At 55.9% G+C, this 17,653-nt stretch carries 13 protein-coding genes and 1 pseudogene; 12 read left to right on the top strand and 2 right to left on the bottom strand.

The window, feature by feature from the left end; translation table 11 throughout:
- Nucleotides 1-81 precede the first annotated feature (81 nt).
- Complete coding sequence (locus ACK8OE_RS18060; RefSeq protein WP_410273721.1) at nt 82-2,178, top strand: TonB-dependent siderophore receptor; 2,097 nt, start codon at nt 82-84, stop codon at nt 2,176-2,178.
- Between the two features lie 47 nt (nt 2,179-2,225).
- On the top strand, nt 2,226-3,362 hold the full coding sequence (locus ACK8OE_RS18065) for a PepSY-associated TM helix domain-containing protein (RefSeq protein WP_410273722.1): 1,137 nt from the start codon (nt 2,226-2,228) through the stop codon (nt 3,360-3,362).
- 277 nt (nt 3,363-3,639) lie between these two features.
- On the opposite strand, the pseudogene ACK8OE_RS18070 reads toward ACK8OE_RS18065, so the two are convergent.
- Nucleotides 3,640-3,783: pseudogene (locus ACK8OE_RS18070) on the bottom strand (Tn3 family transposase); the annotation flags it as partial.
- Between ACK8OE_RS18070 and ACK8OE_RS18075 the strand changes: the two are divergent.
- Both ACK8OE_RS18075 and ACK8OE_RS18080 read left to right on the top strand, forming a co-directional pair.
- The gene (locus ACK8OE_RS18075; protein ID WP_410273723.1) at nt 3,778-3,870 is read left to right on the top strand and encodes a helix-turn-helix domain-containing protein; all 93 of its coding nucleotides are present in this window, start codon (nt 3,778-3,780) and stop codon (nt 3,868-3,870) included. The pseudogene ACK8OE_RS18070 and the gene ACK8OE_RS18075 overlap by 6 nt on opposite strands.
- 93 nt (nt 3,871-3,963) lie before the next feature.
- On the top strand, nt 3,964-5,331 hold the full coding sequence (locus ACK8OE_RS18080; RefSeq protein WP_410273724.1) for a hypothetical protein: 1,368 nt from the start codon (nt 3,964-3,966) through the stop codon (nt 5,329-5,331).
- A 176-nt stretch (nt 5,332-5,507) separates the two neighbouring features.
- On the opposite strand, the gene ACK8OE_RS18085 is transcribed toward ACK8OE_RS18080, so the two are convergent.
- Complete coding sequence (locus ACK8OE_RS18085) at nt 5,508-5,636, bottom strand: hypothetical protein (RefSeq protein WP_410273725.1); 129 nt, start codon at nt 5,634-5,636, stop codon at nt 5,508-5,510.
- 181 nt (nt 5,637-5,817) lie between these two features.
- On the opposite strand from ACK8OE_RS18085, the gene ACK8OE_RS18090 reads away from it, so the two are divergent.
- The 8 genes from ACK8OE_RS18090 to ACK8OE_RS18125 all read left to right on the top strand — a co-directional run bounded on the left by ACK8OE_RS18090 (nt 5,818) and on the right by ACK8OE_RS18125 (nt 17,517).
- Nucleotides 5,818-6,426 carry an RNA polymerase sigma factor gene (locus ACK8OE_RS18090; RefSeq protein ID WP_410273726.1) on the top strand — a complete coding sequence of 203 codons (609 nt, stop codon included), beginning with the start codon at nt 5,818-5,820 and terminating at the stop codon, nt 6,424-6,426.
- Nucleotides 6,386-7,393 (top strand): FecR family protein, encoded by a 1,008-nt coding sequence (locus tag ACK8OE_RS18095; RefSeq protein WP_410273727.1) that lies wholly within the window; start codon nt 6,386-6,388, stop codon nt 7,391-7,393. Before ACK8OE_RS18090 ends, ACK8OE_RS18095 begins: the two co-directional genes overlap by 41 nt.
- A gap of 98 nt (nt 7,394-7,491) precedes the next feature.
- Nucleotides 7,492-11,373, top strand: a complete 3,882-nt coding sequence (locus ACK8OE_RS18100) for a TonB-dependent receptor (RefSeq protein WP_410273728.1) — start codon at nt 7,492-7,494, stop codon at nt 11,371-11,373.
- Between the two features lie 158 nt (nt 11,374-11,531).
- A complete protein-coding gene (locus tag ACK8OE_RS18105; RefSeq protein WP_410273729.1) occupies nt 11,532-12,440 on the top strand; it encodes a rhamnogalacturonan acetylesterase in 909 nt (302 codons plus the stop codon).
- Nucleotides 12,437-13,381, top strand: coding sequence for a polysaccharide deacetylase family protein (locus ACK8OE_RS18110; protein WP_410273730.1), 945 nt, complete (start codon nt 12,437-12,439; stop codon nt 13,379-13,381). Before ACK8OE_RS18105 ends, ACK8OE_RS18110 begins: the two co-directional genes overlap by 4 nt.
- 161 nt (nt 13,382-13,542) lie before the next feature.
- On the top strand, nt 13,543-14,823 hold the full coding sequence (locus ACK8OE_RS18115) for a glycoside hydrolase family 28 protein (RefSeq protein WP_410273731.1): 1,281 nt from the start codon (nt 13,543-13,545) through the stop codon (nt 14,821-14,823).
- A 385-nt stretch (nt 14,824-15,208) separates the two neighbouring features.
- On the top strand, nt 15,209-16,852 hold the full coding sequence (locus tag ACK8OE_RS18120) for an IS1634 family transposase (protein ID WP_410271822.1): 1,644 nt from the start codon (nt 15,209-15,211) through the stop codon (nt 16,850-16,852).
- Nucleotides 16,853-16,962: 110 nt separating this feature from the next.
- On the top strand, nt 16,963-17,517 hold the full coding sequence (locus ACK8OE_RS18125) for an IS6 family transposase (RefSeq protein ID WP_410273732.1): 555 nt from the start codon (nt 16,963-16,965) through the stop codon (nt 17,515-17,517).
- Nucleotides 17,518-17,653 lie beyond the last annotated feature (136 nt).

Below are 17,653 nucleotides of genomic sequence, written 5' to 3' on the forward strand. Positions count from 1 at the left end.
ATTGCGCGCAATCTGCTCTTGAGTCATTGCAACTCAATTGCAACCCCGATATGACACCCGCCATAATCAATGGAGCATATCATGACATCGAGACTTCTCACGCTTTCCCTGTGCGCAGGCATGCTTGCCGTGCCGGCATATGCCCAGGACGCCGACAAACGCCTCGTTTCTCCTGCAGAGGAAAACGCGGCTGAACTGGAGGTCGTCGTTTACGGCCGGTTGTCGTCCGAACGCGCCGTGAAGGTTCCCCAGTCGGTCGAAGTCATCTCGAACAAGGCGCTCCAGGACAGCCGCAGCGAAACTGTCGGTGACGCGATCCGGCTCGTTCCCGGCGCGTCGCGGGACGGCTCGGTCTTCGACGTATTTGGCGACAGCTACCTGGTGCGCGGTTTCCCGGCCAACCAGACGGTCAACGGCATGACATCCAATGCGCTGAGGCAGGCGCGGGACACGGTCTCCATCGAACGCGTCGAAGTGCTGAAAGGCCCGGCATCGGTGCTGTACGGCCAGCTTCAGCCTGGCGCCGTCATTAACGTGGTAACTAAGCAGCCCAGGCGCGAATTCGCGTCCGAGCTTACCGTTGAGGGGGCGCGTTTCAATGACTGGCGCGCCACCGCCGACGTCACCGGGCCGCTTACGGCAGGCGGCGCGCTGCGCTTCCGGGTCACCGGCGCGGTCGATTCCGCCGACAGCCAGATCGACTTCTGGCACCGCAACCACTTCGTCATCGCACCAACCGTGGTCGCGGACCTGGGCGACCGGACGACCTTGGCCGTCGAAGCGCTTTTCATGCGCAATGAACTCGACGGCTTTCTGAACGGCCTTCCGGCCGAAGGCACGGTCCTTGCAAACCCCAATGGCCGCCTGTCCCCGTCCCTTGGCCTGACGGACCCGACCTTTGATCCGTCCATCCGCGAAAACACCGAAGTCACCGTCAGGCTCGAACACCGCTTCAATGAAACCCTGCGGGCGCGGCTGGGGGCGTCCTGGACGCACGAACTGACCGACGAAGACGGTGTATTCGGTTTGCTCGGCTGGGACAACCCGTACCGGACGCTGACGCGCGCGGTCCTGTCGTCGCGCTCCAAGGGCGACGCCGTGACTGCCTACGGTGACATTGCCGCGCAGTTCCAGACGGGCAGCGTGCGGCATGAGCTGATGTTCGGCGCCGACCATACGGCATTCGACCGCGACAACCTCAGCGAGGTCGGGCTTGCGCCCAGCCTCGATCTCTACGCCCCGCAGTACGAATTCAACCAGAAGCCGGACACCTTCCCGCTCCCGGATTTCGGCAGCCGCTCGGCCGAGCGCAACCGCGACACCGGCGTCTTCGTGCAGGACCGCCTCGTCCTGACCGACACGCTCCGCCTGGTCGGCGGCGTCCGCTGGTCGCAGTTCAGGCAAGAAACCTCAACCGTGCAAGGGACCGGCGGGATCGTCGAGGACAGCCAGGACCAGACGGCGTGGACCAGCCAGCTGGGCGTTCTCTATAGCCCCAGCGACCGGGTCAATCTGTTCGCCAACCGGACGACCTCCTTCCTGCCGGTGTCCGGCATTACGGCCGAAGGTCTTTCGCTCGATCCCGAAACCGGCGTGCAGTATGAGATCGGCACCCGGACGTCGTTTTACGGCAACCGCGTCGTCCTGACCGGCGCCCTGTTCCACCTGAAGCGCGGCGACGTCGCCGTGTCCGACCGCGACAACCCGTCGGCGCTGATCTCGATCGGCGAGCAGGTGTCCGAAGGCGTGGAAATCTCCGTGTCGGCGACGCCGGTCACCGGCCTTCGCCTCTATGGCGGCTACGCCCTGGTCGACGCCAAAACGACCGAGGACACGAACGACGCCCTGGTCGGCAAGCGCATGCGCAACGTGCCGCGCCACAGCCTTGTCCTGCGCGGCAGCTATCAGTTCCAGTCCAATGCCGCGCGCGGCCTGACGCTTGGCGCTATTGGGACCTATACCGGCGAACGCGCCGGCGACCTGGAAGACAGCTTTGAACTGCCGGACTACTGGCGGGTCGACCTGAACGCCGACTACCCGTTGACCGAGACCGTCAGCGTTGGCGCGAGCATCGAAAACGCGCTTGATCAGCGCTACTACACGCACGCGTACAGCCTTTTCGAAGTATGGCCGGGAGCGCCCAGAACGTGGAAAGTCAATATACGCGCGCGCTTCTGAGTCGGCGTTTCAACTGGCGCCAGGTCCTTACCGTCCTGCACAGATATATGGGTCTGTCGATCGCCGGCTTCCTGGTGATCGCCGGACTGACCGGCGCCGTCATTGCCTTCGAGCCCGAACTCGATGCGGCGCTGAATCCCCGCCTGTTCAAGGCACAGGCGCCGCTATCCCAACCTGCGCTTCCGCTTGAGGCCCTTATTCGCCGCGTTGAAAGCGCCAATCCCGGCATCGCGGTCACCTCGGCCCTGCTGCCGCTTAAGCGTTCCGACAACGTCATCATACGGGTGAAGGCGCGCGACGCAGGGCGTCCACTTGCCTTCGACCAGGTGTTCGTCGATCCTGGCTCAGGGGTTATCCGCGGAGAGCGGAAATGGGGGACCTGCTGCCTTCAGTCCGAAAATCTCGTCCCGTTCCTGTATCAGGTTCACATGAGCCTGTTTCTGCCGGACCGGGCCGGGACGCTGTTGATGGGTGGCGTCGCGCTCCTGTGGCTTTTCGACAGTTTCACGGGCCTTGTTCTCGCTTGGCCGAAAGGCCAGACCGGCCGCAAGGCCTGGCTGCGCACCCTGACCATCAAATCGGGTGCGCTGGGTTTCCGGGTGATCTTTGACTGGCACCGGATATTGGGCCTGTGGCCCTGGCCGGTCCTGATCATACTGGCCATGACGGGGGTGTCGCTGAATCTCCGCCAGGAACTCTTCACACCCGTCGTCAGGCTGTTCAGTCCCCTGACGCCGGGCGTGTTCGACCAACCCCTCCCTGGCAACCGCGGCCCGGCATCGATCGGCTATGGTAAGGCTGCGGCCATAGCGGTCGCGGCGGCACGATCGCATATGCCCGACCCCGTGATTGTATACGCCTGCCACGTCGCTGACGCCGGCGTTTACGGGTTTGCCGTCGCCCGCTCCAAAGGCGACCCCAGAAATGGACTGGGCCCGTCGTGGTACTATATCGACGATATCACCGGGTCGCTCAGGGACCGGCAGCTCATGGGCAAGGGCACCGCTGGCGACGTGTTCATGCAGGCGCAGCTCCCGCTTCACAATGGCCGGATCGCTGGCCTGCCCGGGCGGATCGCCATCTCGATCATCGGCATCCTGGTGGCCGCTTTGTCGGTCACCGGTGTCGTCATCTGGTGGCGGAAGATGTCGGCGAGGCGCCGGGTCACATTGCGATATCGATAACTGCGGCAGATTTGTGATTCGAAACCCGCGAGCACATTTAGGAAGAACGGCAACGGTGAGACATGCGTGTGTTCGGTGACCGAGACATTCCAGTAAGACTGGGGCCACGCCGTAACCGGGAGTCAAAAACCTCGCTAAGCGGACATAACAAGAACGTTTCCTGTTTTGCGGTTCACGCGGCAGCGAGAAGATCGATTTTCTGGCGCAACGGCTTCCAATTTTGAGGATTGTTGCGGATTTCGCCCCAGAGATAGTCACCGGTCAGGTTGATGTGTTGCCAGGCGCCAGCCCAAACCAGTTGTTTATACGTGACGGCACTGCAAGCTTCAGCCATGCGGGTGAACCCGAGGTTGGTGGCGTCGGCGAGGATGGCAGAAAGGAGAACGCGTTGGTCGGGCAGCACGCCGCTGCGCAGGTGGGTGAGAGCTATAGGCGCATTGCCAGGCACCTTGGCCTTAGTAAAAATACCGTGGCGGGTATCGTCAAAAGAGCCCGGACGCCGTTATGAGAAATGGTTTTCAGGTGTTAACTCAAGAAGCGGTGAACGCCGACCCCTATAAATTGGCAAAACCAAACCGTGACGGCCACTAGGAGAAATTTAATGCCCACCAGCCATGACCTCAGCGGCCTGATGAAGTTTCTCAGTCGCGAACCCTGGAGAGAGTGCTTTGCCGAGGTTTTAGACGATCATCTGGGCCCCATCCTGGATGCAGGCGATATGGAATTCGATGACCTTGAAGCTCTAATCGGTGGCGATCTGACGATGACGCTTTGGGGATGCGCCTTCGAGGACTTTCTTACTCAGGAGTTCGAAGTTGATGAAGTGAACATTGTCGATGAGTACCTGAGGCGGCGTGGCTGGACGGAGAGCACTGGAGCGAAGGCCTATATCAAGGCCCTGCGCACCTCCGTCATGAGCCTCTACGAAGTGACGAATATTGTCCCTGGAGAATCGTTGATGGCGCGCGATCTGATCCGCGGTGGGGAGCCCGTACGGGTCAGCGAAGGCACGGCAACCAAAAGCCTGAAACAGTGGGATAAGATTGCCGCACGAATTGTCCCGGTTCTTGGAAAGTCCGTTTTTGCGGGAGGCCTTCTGGCGTTTTCCAACGAAATGCAGGACCTGTTACTCGATGGGTTAAAGCGCCTTGATGGTACGGAGAAAGGAAAATCCCTGCCAAGCTTAGCTGATGATGTTCTGCGGGAAGCCGCCTTCCTGTTTACGATAGTCTGGGTGACAGAGACCTTAGGGCGGATCGCGAACGACACTACCCGGTCTATGCAGAACTTCGAAGGAGACGACATACTCTTCCACGACATTCGCTTTCCATTAGCCAGTGGCGCGACTCAAAAGGATATCGCTGCCCGGTTCAACGACCTTCCCGAACTCAGCCAGGAAACTAACAAATTCTGGAACTGGCTGCAGATCGACCCGGCACCGACTAAGACCATCAGCAAGGGGGCCGGCGGACTGTCCATTGACACAACTATGGACGGAAGCGGCAACCGCGTGCTTGGAAATGTGGAATTGAAAGGCCGTTTCGTACATTTATCGGTGAATTCCGCTGCCCGTGCCGACAAGGGAAGACGGTTTCTTTCTGAAGTCCTCGGGGAACTTGTGCGTTCACCCCTCACCGAGATACGCACTATGGAGCAAATGATGGCAGAGCGAAGCCATACGCAGCACGCCAACACTGCTCCCGAGATCCCCCCTGAGATTGCCGAGCAGATCGTCCATCAATTCCTGGACACCCGATATAGAGAAACGCTCGACCATCCAGTCGGGATGCTTGGAAACAAAACACCGCGGGAAGCTGTGAAAACGTCGAAAGGGAAACAGCAGGTCGTTGATTGGTTGAAATATCTTGAAAATCAGACAGCCCGGCACCCGGACCCCTCAGACCCAATGACGACCTACAGCTTTCAGTGGATGTGGAAGGAGCTCGGTGTCGAAGCGTTAAGAAAATAAGAGCCGCTCGTTCTCGCTTTGTCTCCTTAGCGTGGTTTTTGACTCCTGCTTACGTCGTGACCCCATAGCTGCGCCCGCAAGGCCAGTCCTACTCCCTAATCACCCCCAAAAACAGGCCGCCCGCGTATGGGAGCACCTTTCGGGCTACGCCCTCCAGGCGCTTCCATACGCGCGCCTCAACTGGCCTGATTTTGCGCCGCCCTTGACAGGTGCGCATTGCGGGCCGGAATGTAGCGCGGGGCGACCTTATCGTTCCGAAGGAAGGCGATCGGGTCGCGGCGGATGCCATCGTGCAGGAATGTCATGATCGCGATTTTGGCGACAGTTCGTTCCGGGCCGAGATCAGCGCCGAGGTGTTTATGTTTTATATGATAATTGAACGGCTGTTTAAGAGGTGTTATAAAAGCAAAAAATTAAAAACGAGACACGTGAAAGTCGCGAGAAACCTCGCTTGATTTCACATCTCAAGCTGCAGGGAAATTCGAAATGGGTCTGTCTGACCAGCGCGCGTTATGGTTATCTCGCTATGTGTTACCCCACGAACATGTATTAAGGTCATGGTTAAAAAAGCGCCAAGTCAGGGGGCTGGAGGTAGACGATATTGTTCAGGAAACATATGCCCGCCTGATCGAATTAGAGTCCGTCGACAATATAAGCGATGTGCGTAAATACCTTTTTCAAGCGGCTTTTTCCATTCTGGCTAGTCATGTGCGCCGCTCGAAGATTGTATCTTTTCAGACGGTAAGTGATTTAGAGGATCTAAGTATACTAGCTGATGAAGTTTCGCCTGAAGATCAAACGATTGGCCGGGATGAACTTCGGCATGTAGGGATAGCTTTGGCCGAACTTCCCGGAAAGATAAGGGACGTTTTTGTGTTGAGGCGAGTGAATGGGTTGTCACAGCGTGACGTCGCCCGTAAACTTGGGCTGTCGGAGAGCACCGTAGAGAAGCATATGAGCCGTGGTTTTTTATTGCTGGTTCAGCGGTTGTCCGATGGCGGAAAAGGCCCAGCTCGTGCGTCTAAAGCATGGGGTGTTAAGAAAATGAAAGATAGTGTCCGAAGTAACGCGAAGAAAAACCGCTCAGGAGATTGACCGCCACGCTGCCGACTGGGCAGCTAGGATAGACCGCGGAGCGCTGACAGATGCAGAGAATAGCGAGCTTGAAGGGTGGTTGAGCGAAGACCCTCGTCATCTTGGAGCATTTGGACGAGCGCGCGCTATTGCAGTTCAGACTGAGAGAGCAGTGGCATTAGGGTTTGGCTATGAACCTGACAGATTTGTCGAAAGAGAATTGCCTACTAGCGGCCATCAATCGCTTTCTCGACGCAGTCTAACGTGGGGTGGAACGGCTGCCGCAGGTCTTGCAGTGGTTTCTATGGCTGGGTACGCGGTTTCAGCGCACAGCAAGACGTACACGACCCTTACGGGTGAATTCCGGGTTGTTCCATTAGACGATGGCTCGGTTATTAGCCTCAACACCGATTCGCGCGTGAGGGTTACTTTTACGGCGAGGGATCGGAGCTTCAGCCTCGAAAAGGGAGAAGTTTTCTTTGACGTTGCGTCAGATGCGAGACGCCCTTTCAAGGTTCAGGCTGACAGAATAGAAGTTATTGGTAGCGCCGCTAAATTTTCTATAAGCCATTTAAAATCCAGACCTGTTGACGTTCTCGTCAATGACGGCGAAGTCCAGATAAAATCGCCTGGTGCCGTCCTGCCGGTATTATTGTCGACGAATAAGCGCGCGAAAGTGAATTCAGAAGCAAATCAAACGCTCCCCGAAACAGTAGAGGTGTCAACTGTAACCCCTGACGAGGTCAAACGATCAACCGCCTGGATAGACGGGCAGATCGCGTTCGAGGGGCAGCCGCTTGGTGATGCCGTTCAAGAGTTTCGACGATATAATACCGTCAAAATTCTACTCGCGACGACTGATCTTGAACGTGAGGAAATTACAGGTCTGTTCAATGTCCGAGATCCGGAGGGCTTTGCAAGGGCCGTTGCTACGAGCTTCAATCTGAAGGTGACGGTTGGGGAAAACATAATCGTGCTCGCCAGATAAAAAATCTCCCGCCGCATAGAGGAAAGTTCACAGTTGGCGCGTCTCCACCTTCATAAGGCCTGAAATAAATAATCAAGCGGGCACAGAGGAGGAAAAAAATGCATACGAAAAAAAGGGGTTATCTGTTTGCGAGTGTTGCAATGGCTGCTTGCCTTTTTGCATCCAGCGCTAATGCTCAAGTACGGTCGTTCGACGTACCTGCCGAACTAGCCGTCAAAGCCATACCGGAATTCGCAAGTCAGGCCGGCATACAGATTGTTGCGCCCTCCAGCGGTTTGAGGGGGATTAAGACCCCAGCCGTTAGGGGTGAAATGGATGTAAGAGTGGCCCTCGCCAGATTACTGACCGGCACGAACCTGGAAATTGCGTCGGATACCGGCTCCGTTATTTCATTACGCGTGAAAGGTTCTGGCAATTCTCCCAAAGCGAACGAAGACGCTTCTCGCCCAACTATGACACCGGTGTCTCCGTCTTCATCTGATTTGACTGAAGTGATCGTGGTGGGGGTTCGTGCGTCGCAGCAGGGGTCTATCGATCGCAAGAGAAATGCGAAAACAGCGGTGGATTCAATCGTCGCCGACGACATCGGCTCATTTCCTGATCGGAACCTTTCAGAGGCTCTTTCGCGCATTCCGGGAATGCAGATGCCCCGAAATGAGACAGGCGAAGGGGAGGGGGTCAATGTACGGGGTAACGAGGCCGACCTGACACGCGTGGAAATGGATGGGATGTCTGTTAACAGTTCAGGAGCTGGGTTGGCTATTGACGGAGCAAATGGCGGGGGACGCGGGGTCGACATGCGGGAGATTCCTGCTGACTTGATCAAAAGCGTGGATGTCATTAAAGGCCAAACGCCGGATATGACCGAAGGTGGTCTGGGCGGAACAGTGCAAATCCAGACGCGGTCGGGCCTTGACTTCAAAAAGCCCTACGTATCTTTGCGCGTCGGCGCACAACGAAACTCGCTAAGCCAGAGGTGGTCACCCGATATCGGTGTCGTTGCGTCTAAGAAATTCTTCGACAACCGATTGGGCGTAATTTTTAATCTCACCGCGACCAAACGCCTAAATGACAGCCACCAGATAAACGGGGCAGGATCGAGTAATTCCCAAGGATATGCGCGCGATTACGATTTCGATAAGTCACTCGAAAAGACATTTGAGTATGATCCATCTCTTGTAACGGGAGAAACCGCAAACACACCCGTCCGCGACTTCGCGCTGGTGAACGGCACGGGCCGTTTCCAAACACTCTCTCCCGTAGAGATTGTAACTCGTTCGGCCAACGCAAAGACAAAAGCGGATTGTTTAGCTGCGTTTCCGCTCTACACCGAAGCGCAGCTTAATACCATGGCGCCGGGCACAAACAATGCAGATCGAGCCTTGGTTCAAGCGACCCAAATCAACTCGCAGATTAGCTGCCTAAATCAGTGGAATGACTACTCACCGGCCTCGATTCGCGATGTTAACCTGACGCAGTATGAGGATCGCCTTGCTTACGATATTCGGTTCGACTATCGGGTAAATAATAACCTCACGGTTTACGCGAAGTATCAGGTTGCAGATCGTCTGCAAGATGACATCCGCCGCAACCGTACGCGTGGGGGGATTACAACCACGACCGATGCACAATTCCTAACACAGTCCTTGACGAACAATACGAACATACCGTTTGGCAGCATCAACAATCTTATCCTTGTGCCTGGGCAAGGCTACCACATCTATAATGCGGGATTGCCGACCAGCGCGCGCAACCTCGATAGGACTCTGGCTGGCTCGAATGTGCAGATGGCTTTCCCCGTGTATGGAATTGCCGTTAACGTGAATCCTGACACGGTTGTAGTCGATGAAAATCACCATGTAACGGCGGCCGATATTTCGAACGCTCGTATTTCCTACGACAATATTCGAAACCAGCAGAACTGGAAGAACAACTATATTTTAGTCGGCGGCGAATACAAAGACGGTTATTTGCGTGCAACTTTCCAGGCCAGTCACAGCGAGTCGTCGTACAGCCGATACGATCGTCGTATGTCTCGCGGCGCCTTTTACGGAAATGGCCGAATGGAGGTCACGGAAAGCGGTCTGTGGGACATTCAGCTGCCTGCTGGCTACGATCCAAACGTGATGTCTAACTCCGTAACTATGGCGGCAGCGACTGCTGTGGGCCTTCCCTCATATTCTAATAGCATAAACCTTCAACTCTCTCCAGCCATGACCGAAGGGACTGAAGACGCGGCCAAACTCGATGTCACATACAGGCTTCGCAAAATTCCTTTCTTCACCTCTTTTAAATCGGGTGTAAGCTATCGAAAGTCGGACAGTGCAAGGTGGGGCGGAGGCGGATTTACGCCAAAATCCGGTGTTGAGGTTCCAACTAATACGTTGCGTGGTAGTATACGGGCTTGCGAAAATTTGCCGACCACTACATCTGCGAATGTCTGTGCTTACGGATACGTGCCTGGCACGGGTCGCAATACTCTATATGGCACCGAAACAGTCACACGCGCGCAGCTTGTCTCCATACTCGAAAACAGCGTGGAGGTCTTCCGCGGCGATTTCATGCCGGGGTACGAGGGCATCGAAGGCCTTAAGTTGTGGGACACTATCGATGTGGACGCAGCCTATGCTCAGATGACTGGGGCGGCGAACTATAACTTCGATTGTATGAAGGTCTGCAAGGGTACTGATGGGATTGTGTATACACAGCCTGTCAGCACATCCAGCGAAGAAATTACCGCCGCCTATTACATGGTTGAGTTCGAGCAAAACCTCCCATGGGGTATAGAGTTCAACGGAAATTTTGGCTTGCGTATGGTCGAGGCAAAAGTATCTGCGCTGGGACAGATGTCACTGGCCTCCATACGTAAAAATTTCACAGACGATGGTAATCCTGCCAATGACTGGAACGAAAACGAGGGCAATGGCCGGGTTACAACAACGACCATCAGTAAACCCGTGAACTTCCAGCGCCAAACCCGCGACTGGTTGCCCAGCTACAATGCTTCATTGCGAATGCTGGATGATAAGCTTGTTCTTCGCTATTCGTGGTCCCGCGCAATTGCTCGTCCGCCGATCGGTCGCCTGTGGCCCACGGGGACCTGTACGATTGATGAGCGAACTGAAGATCGTATCGACGAGGGTGACGAAGACCTCGACATGACCTGCTCCAGCACCATCGGCAACCCGCAACTGAAACCTTATACGGCTACGAAGAATAACACGTCTTTGGAATGGTATCCGAATAAAGATACAAATGTGTCGCTGGCCTACTACAGGCAAAAAGTGAAAATTGGTGCACCGGAAGCGTTTACGACGACCGCGCCATTGTTCTCCGGTACAGACGATATTGACCCTGTAACTGGAAGGTCGTTTTCAGATTTTGAATTCCGCTATACGACGTACCGCAACGGACCCGGCAGCACGCAGTCGGGCTGGGAGTTTGCAACTAAGACGGCTTTAACATTTTTGCCTTGGCGTTTGCGCTACACTGGCGTTGATTTCAATGTGTCGACCAACGACACAAAAGGACAGGCGGGGTATATCGACCCGATTACCGGTGAAAGTCTGGGTGCGCCAAATCGATCCAGCTATTTCGCTAACCTTGGTCTTTGGTACGACGATGGAAAGACAAATGCTCGCTTAGCTTTCCAAAGTCGCGATCGCGTTTTCCGCTGCGTTTCAGGCTGCGGCAACGATATCGCGGGTCTGGGGATCTTCCCGAACCAAAATCCGAGAAATCGAGTCGCCACACCTTACAATCCCGGCGAGCCATATTACACCGCTGCTTATACCTTCGTTGACGCGAAGATTACGCACAAGGTGAATAAAAGTGTCGAACTCTATTGGGAGGGTCGCAATTTGACCAAGCAAGCGACGATCCTTGAGGGGACGCGTGGATTTTCGGAGCAGGACAATCAGTGGTCTGCTAGCTATGGAGGCCGTCGCTTCTCGGTCGGCGTAACCTATAAGTTAAACTGATTTCGCAATCCTCAGACCTTCACTCCCCGTGGTTGGATGAGGTATACTTGGACCCGCTGAGCGTCGCTCGCGGGTCCCTTTTTCGATTTAGTGGTGGCGTAATCTACAAATTGTCTAAAGCGTAGCGTGGTTTTCATCCAAGGACGACAGGTTATCTGATGCAGAAATTTGAATTGTGGGCACGCGTGCTGTCCGCGATCTCGCTTACTTCGCCTGGACTTGCCGGCGCTGGGGAAACCTTTAAACCTACATATATTCCTCAAGGTCATATGGAAGTGTCTGTGGCCGTCAAAGATTCGATAGCGCGGCGAAAAATACCTGAAATCAAGTTGCGTAAAATAATTCTGGTTGGAGACTCGACCGTTCAGGTGAATAGCGGCTGGGGTGGCGCTTTCTGCGCCCGTCATGTGACGACGTATGTGACCTGCGTGAACATGGGGCGAGGGGGGCGATCGACGCTCAGCTATCGTCAGGAAGGCTCCTGGGATTACGCGCTGAACGAGGCGCGCACGCCCGGATACGAACAGGTCTATATTCTGATCCAGTTCGGTCATAACGATGAACCCGGTAAGCCTGGACACTCCACCGACCTCGATACGGAATTCCCGCAAAACCTCCGTCAATTTGTGATCGACGCGCGCGGGGTGGGCGCCATTCCGGTACTCTTAACGCCTTTAACCCGCCGTTCATTTGTTGCGGGCTCGTTGCAGGACACCTTGTCGCCATGGGCAAAAGCCATTGTCACCGTTGGGCGCGAACTGGGTGTTCCGGTGATCGACCTGCACGCCTTGTCTGTCGATGCGGTTCAGGCGATGGGCCCCGAGGCCAGCTTGTTTCTCTCCTCTAAACGCCCGTCGGCTGAAGTCATTGCCGCAGCCAAAACCGGTACGACCATTGGGGCCCAGAAGCCCGTTACGAATGAAATTGCCGTCACGCCCCAAAGCCAACAGGCCAATGTTTTTGACTACACGCATCTTGGCGGACAGGGGGCGGAACTGTTTGCTCGACAGGTGGCACTGGCGCTGGTTGGGTTGGTGCCGGAATTGAAGAAACAGGTGTTGCCGTGAATATCGTACGTTCTCTGTGGGATATTATGAAAGTCGGGCCTGGTGTCCTCATCATTTGGATCGCGTGCATCAACCCAGTGAACGCAGAAAAGCGGTTTGATGTGGCCATAACGGTGGATGATCTACCGTTGCAGGGCCCTTATGCTTCCGGTCCTTCGCGACTGGACATTGCGGCGGCCTATCTGGAGACTCTCAAGGCTCACGGCGTCACCGAGGCCTACGGGTTCGTCAACGCCGGCAAACTTGAACAAGCGCCTGACGGTGCCGCTGTGCTCGACTTTTGGCGTGAAGCTGGCTATCCCCTGGGCAATCATGGCTTCACTCACATGAACTTAGAGCGGGCGGAATCACTGGACGCCTGGGTGGCGGATATGAAGGCAAACGAGCCTTACATAGAGTCGCGCATGACGGGGCAGAACTGGCGGGTTTTGCGCTTTCCGAACCTGTCCGCCGGGGGCAAAAGCGAGCGTCACGACGGTGCCATTGCCTGGCTGACAGCTCACAAATATCAGGTCGCCGAAGTGACGATGAGCTTCCACGACTGGGCTTATGCGGAAGCCTATGATCGCTGCCGCTTAAAAGGCGACGGCGAAACGATCATGGCCATGGAGCAGCAATATCTCCGTCAGGTCGATGAGGGTATTTTGCGGACAAAGGCCCTGTCGCAGGCCTTGTATGGGCGCATTATCCCACAAGTCCTGCTGACCCATCTAAGCGGCTGGTCAGCCCATATGCTGCCCCTGGTCATGAAGCGACTGGACACAGCGGGCGCGACCTATGTGCCCTTGGCGCAGGCACAGGCCGACAAAGCCTATCATGAGCCCGGCGATGATGTCGGCAATGGTCAGATGATGGAGCGGATCGCCAAACGTCGTGGACTCGACCTAACCGGTTTACCAACCTTGTCCTCCACATCCAATCTCAGTGCGCTTTGCCGCTGACGGCAGCCATGTAAATCAAAGGCCCTAACTCCATGTCTCAGTACTCGCGCCGCTCTATCCTGTTTGCCGGTTTCACCGTACCGCTTCTGAGTGGTTGTTCGGCAATTTCCTTGCCGCGTTTAAGTTGGCAAAAACAAATAACAGCCGAGGCGCCATTTGACATGCCGTCGATCAGGGTGCCTGATTTTACCTCGGCCAAGCGTTTCCTGATCACTGATTTCGGGGCATCACAGGGCGATCAGGCGGCGACCTCGGCGGCCATCGCCCGGGCCATCGACGCGGCCCATACGGCCGGGCAGGGCATCGTCGTCGTGCCGGAAGGGACATGGCCGACCGGTAAGGTGCACCTCAAAAGCCACGTCAACCTGCACCTGTCGAAGGGCGCAATTCTGTTATTTTCTGAAAAGCCCGAAGACTATCTGCCGCCGGTCCAGACCTCGTGGGAAGGTATCGAATGTTTCAACTATTCCCCACTGGTCTATGCCTTCGAATGCGAAAACGTGGCGATCACCGGCGAGGGGAAACTCAAGGCCAAACTCGATGTGTGGAAGCTGTGGTATGCCCGGCCGAAGCCCCACATGGACGCCCTGGTCGCGCTCTATAATATGGCCTATAAGAACGTGCCGGTAGCCGAGCGTCAGATGGTCGCCGGCGAAAACCACCTGCGCCCGCATTTCGTGCAGTTCAACCGCTGCCAAAACGTCTTGCTTGAGGACTTTTCGCTTGAAGACAGCCCCTTCTGGTGCATCCATCCTTTGCTATGCCGCGATGTCGTTATCCGCCGCGTCAAGGTCCGCGCGCACGGCCATAATAATGACGGCGTCGATCCGGAAATGAGCCAGAACGTGCTGATCGAGGACTGCGTTTTCGATCAGGGGGACGACGCCATCTCGGTCAAGTCGGGCCGCGATATGGACGCATGGCGGCTCAACACCCCGACGAAGAATGTCGTCATGCGCAACTGTCAGATAAAGAACGGCCACCAGCTTATGGCTGTCGGCAGCGAACTGTCGGGCGGGATCGAGAACGTCTTCGTCGACAATTGCCACTTCATCGGCGACGGCAAGGGGGCAGACGGCCACGCCGTGCCGATCATGAACCTGCTCTTCGTCAAGACCAATGAACGCCGCGGCGGCTATGTGAAGAACATCCACATGTCGAATGTCAGTGCCACCTCGATCAAAGGCAGTGTGCTGGCGGTCGAAACCGACGTCCTTTATCAGTGGCGAACCCTGATGCCGACCTACGTGCGCAAGCTGACGCCTATAGAAGGTCTGCACGTGTCGGACATTGATGTGCGTGAAGCGAAGAGCATTGCTTATCTTAAGGCTGAAGTGGAAATGCCGGTGAGGCAAGTGGAGCTAACGAACGTGAGGGTTGCTACTGTTACCGGAGTGCCGCTTACAACAAAAAATGTTCAGAACTTCGTTCACCATAGGTAGTAGCTTGCACGGCTCTGTCGCAAAAACTTTACGCCTAGGAAGACCTTTGCCTGATGGGTTGTGAAGAGGCAAAAGCCCATGTTCAAAGGTCGCCATTTTGACCGTTCGGTAATTCTGTTGTGCGTTCGCTGGTAAACGGCGAACGGTCTTAGCTTTGGAACCTCGCAGAGATGATCCTCAAACCTTACATCGGGCTGGATCATTCGACGATCGATCGATGGCCCTACTTAAACAGCGCAGGCGGAACATGCGGTGAACATTTCGCGTAAGTGGTTGTATTTATTGAGCCGCGTTTTGGCCCCGTCATAATGTGTAGTGAAAACATATTTTCATCAATGCCCTTATTTGTATTGATTTCCGGCGATTCTCAGGTGACAACGGAATCATGTTTGTCGTTGAAAAGGTCGCCCGCGGGCATCGATATCTCTATCTCGCGGAGACCTACCGCGAGAATGGCAAGGTGCGTCAGCGTCTAATTCGCCCCCTTGGACGCAAAGACCAGTTACTGCTGTCAGGCGATCTCGATCGCCTGATCGCGTCCATGGCTCAACATTCGGACCGTAACCTTGTCTTATCCGAGATCGATAACGGTGAGTTGGCTTCGACGCGCATCGGCGGCCCATTGTTATTCGGCCGGTTGTGGGAGCGCCTGGGCATTGGCGACGTCCTTCGCGACCAACTGGCCAAACGCGCCTTTGAGTTCGCCGTTGAACGTGCCGTGTTCGTCAGTGTTCTGCACCGCCTGTTCGTCTCCGGTTCGGATCGGTCCTGCGAGAAGTGGATGAGCGACTACAAGATCGACGGCATAGACGGCCTGCAACTGCATCACCTCTATCGTGCGGTGGCGTGGTTGGGGGAAGAGATCGAGGAAAAGGCGGAGGGAGCCCTGGCACCACGCTGTGTGAAGGACGTGATCGAGGAGACCCTGTTCGATCGACGCCGCGATCTGTTTACAGATCTGTCCCTGGTCTTCATGGATACGACGACCCTGTCCTTCTATGGCGAAGGCGGCGACAGCCTCGGCGCGCATGGCCATTCCAAGGATTATCGCCCCGATCTGAAGCAGGTGGTTCTGGCCGTGGTCATCGATGGCACTGGCCGTCCGATCTGTTCGGAGATGATGCCTGGCAATACCGCCGACAGCACCGTGCTCCTTCCGATCGTCGACCGGTTGCAAAAGCGCTTCGGCATTGGACGTGTCTGTGTGGTAGCCGATCGCGGCATGATCTCGAAGGCGACCATTGCCGCCCTGGAGGCGCGCAAGCTCGAATATATCCTGGGGGCGCGCGAGCGCTCAAGCAAGATCGTGCGCGATACGGTGATGGACGACACCCAGCCCTTTGTCCCCCTGCTGATCGAACGCACTCAGGGCGAGACACAACTGTTTATCAAGGAGGTCATGGCTGAAGGCGAGCGCTACATCGTCTGTCGCAATGAGGCTGAAGCCGAGAAGGACCGGATGGATCGCCAAGCGATCGTCGAGGGCCTGCAGACCCAGTTGAAGCGCGGGGACAAGGCCCTGGTCGGCAACAAGGGCTATCGCCGATACCTGAAGGTCACTGACCGCGGCGATGATAAGCCGGCCTTCGAGATCGATGCCGGCAAGCTTGCAGAGGAGGCCCGTTATGACGGCATCTTCGTCCTGCGCACCAATACCAAGATTAATCCGCTGCTGGCCGTCCTGCGCTATCGTGACCTTCTGAAGGTCGAGGAACTGTTCCGCCGCGCCAAGGCGGTCATGAAAACCCGGCCGATCTATCACTCATCCGACGAAGCTATCCGCGGGCACATCTTCTGTTCCTTCCTGGCTCTGCTGCTGCAGAAGGAACTGGCGGACCTCTGCGCCGCAAAGGGCGTGAAGCTCGAATGGCAGGACCTGCTACGCGATCTTGATCGCCTTCAGGAGGCCACCATCGAAAAGGATGGCAAGCGTATCACCGGCCGCACCAGCGTTCGGGGCCAGGTCGGAACCATCTTCCAGGCGGCCGGCATTGCACTGCCCCCGAACCTGAAATCTGAGGCCGCCTGACACAGCCTCCGCAAACCCTTAAAATGTAGTGCAAACACCGAAATCAGTGCCAATATCCCATTGTTTATACAAATCTTTCCCAAAAACGGTGTTTAAGTAGGGGATGGGTGGTGCACTTCACGCCCCAACCTATTGAGGTGTTCAATCGCCGAAAGCGCGGCCTTCTCGCTAAGTGGCATCTTGGCGAAACCTACATCAAAATTTGCGCCGAATGGCCATATCGCTACCAAGCTATCGACAACCCGGGCGCCACGGTGGAATTTTTCTTCCGTAGAACCCGAGATGTTGCCGCAGCGAAACGGTTTATTCGTAAGGCCTTGGGTCGGTACCAGAGACGGGTCCAGTTCTCCATCGACGGTTCTCAACCCAACCGGACAGCTATCTTCGAAGCCGACCTTGTAGCAAAGTTGAAAACATCAGAGACGGACATCGCCTGCGAACCAATCCAGATCCGCACCAGCAAATACCTAAACAACAGCATCGAGCAGGATCATCGCAGGATCAAGCGTCTTGTGGGTCCGATGCTTGGTTTCAAATCGGAAAACGGTGCCGGTTTTATCCTAAGCGGGATCAAGCTTGTGCATCTGATCCGAAAGCGGCAATTGGAGCCAATCGACAGCGGGACTCTCTCTTTCGCCGGTCAGTTCGATAGTCTCGCAGCCTAGTTCACGATGTGAATTCACCAAAGCTAACACACGCCAGGGTTTGCGACAAAACAATACCCAATGAGAGCGACATCAAGTTAGCGATACGCCAATATAAAAAGAGGAATCCCAGATGCCACGACCTGCCGCGAGAGCT

It is taken from the genome of Asticcacaulis sp. W401b (assembly GCF_046503825.1).
GTDB lineage: Bacteria > Pseudomonadota > Alphaproteobacteria > Caulobacterales > Caulobacteraceae > Asticcacaulis.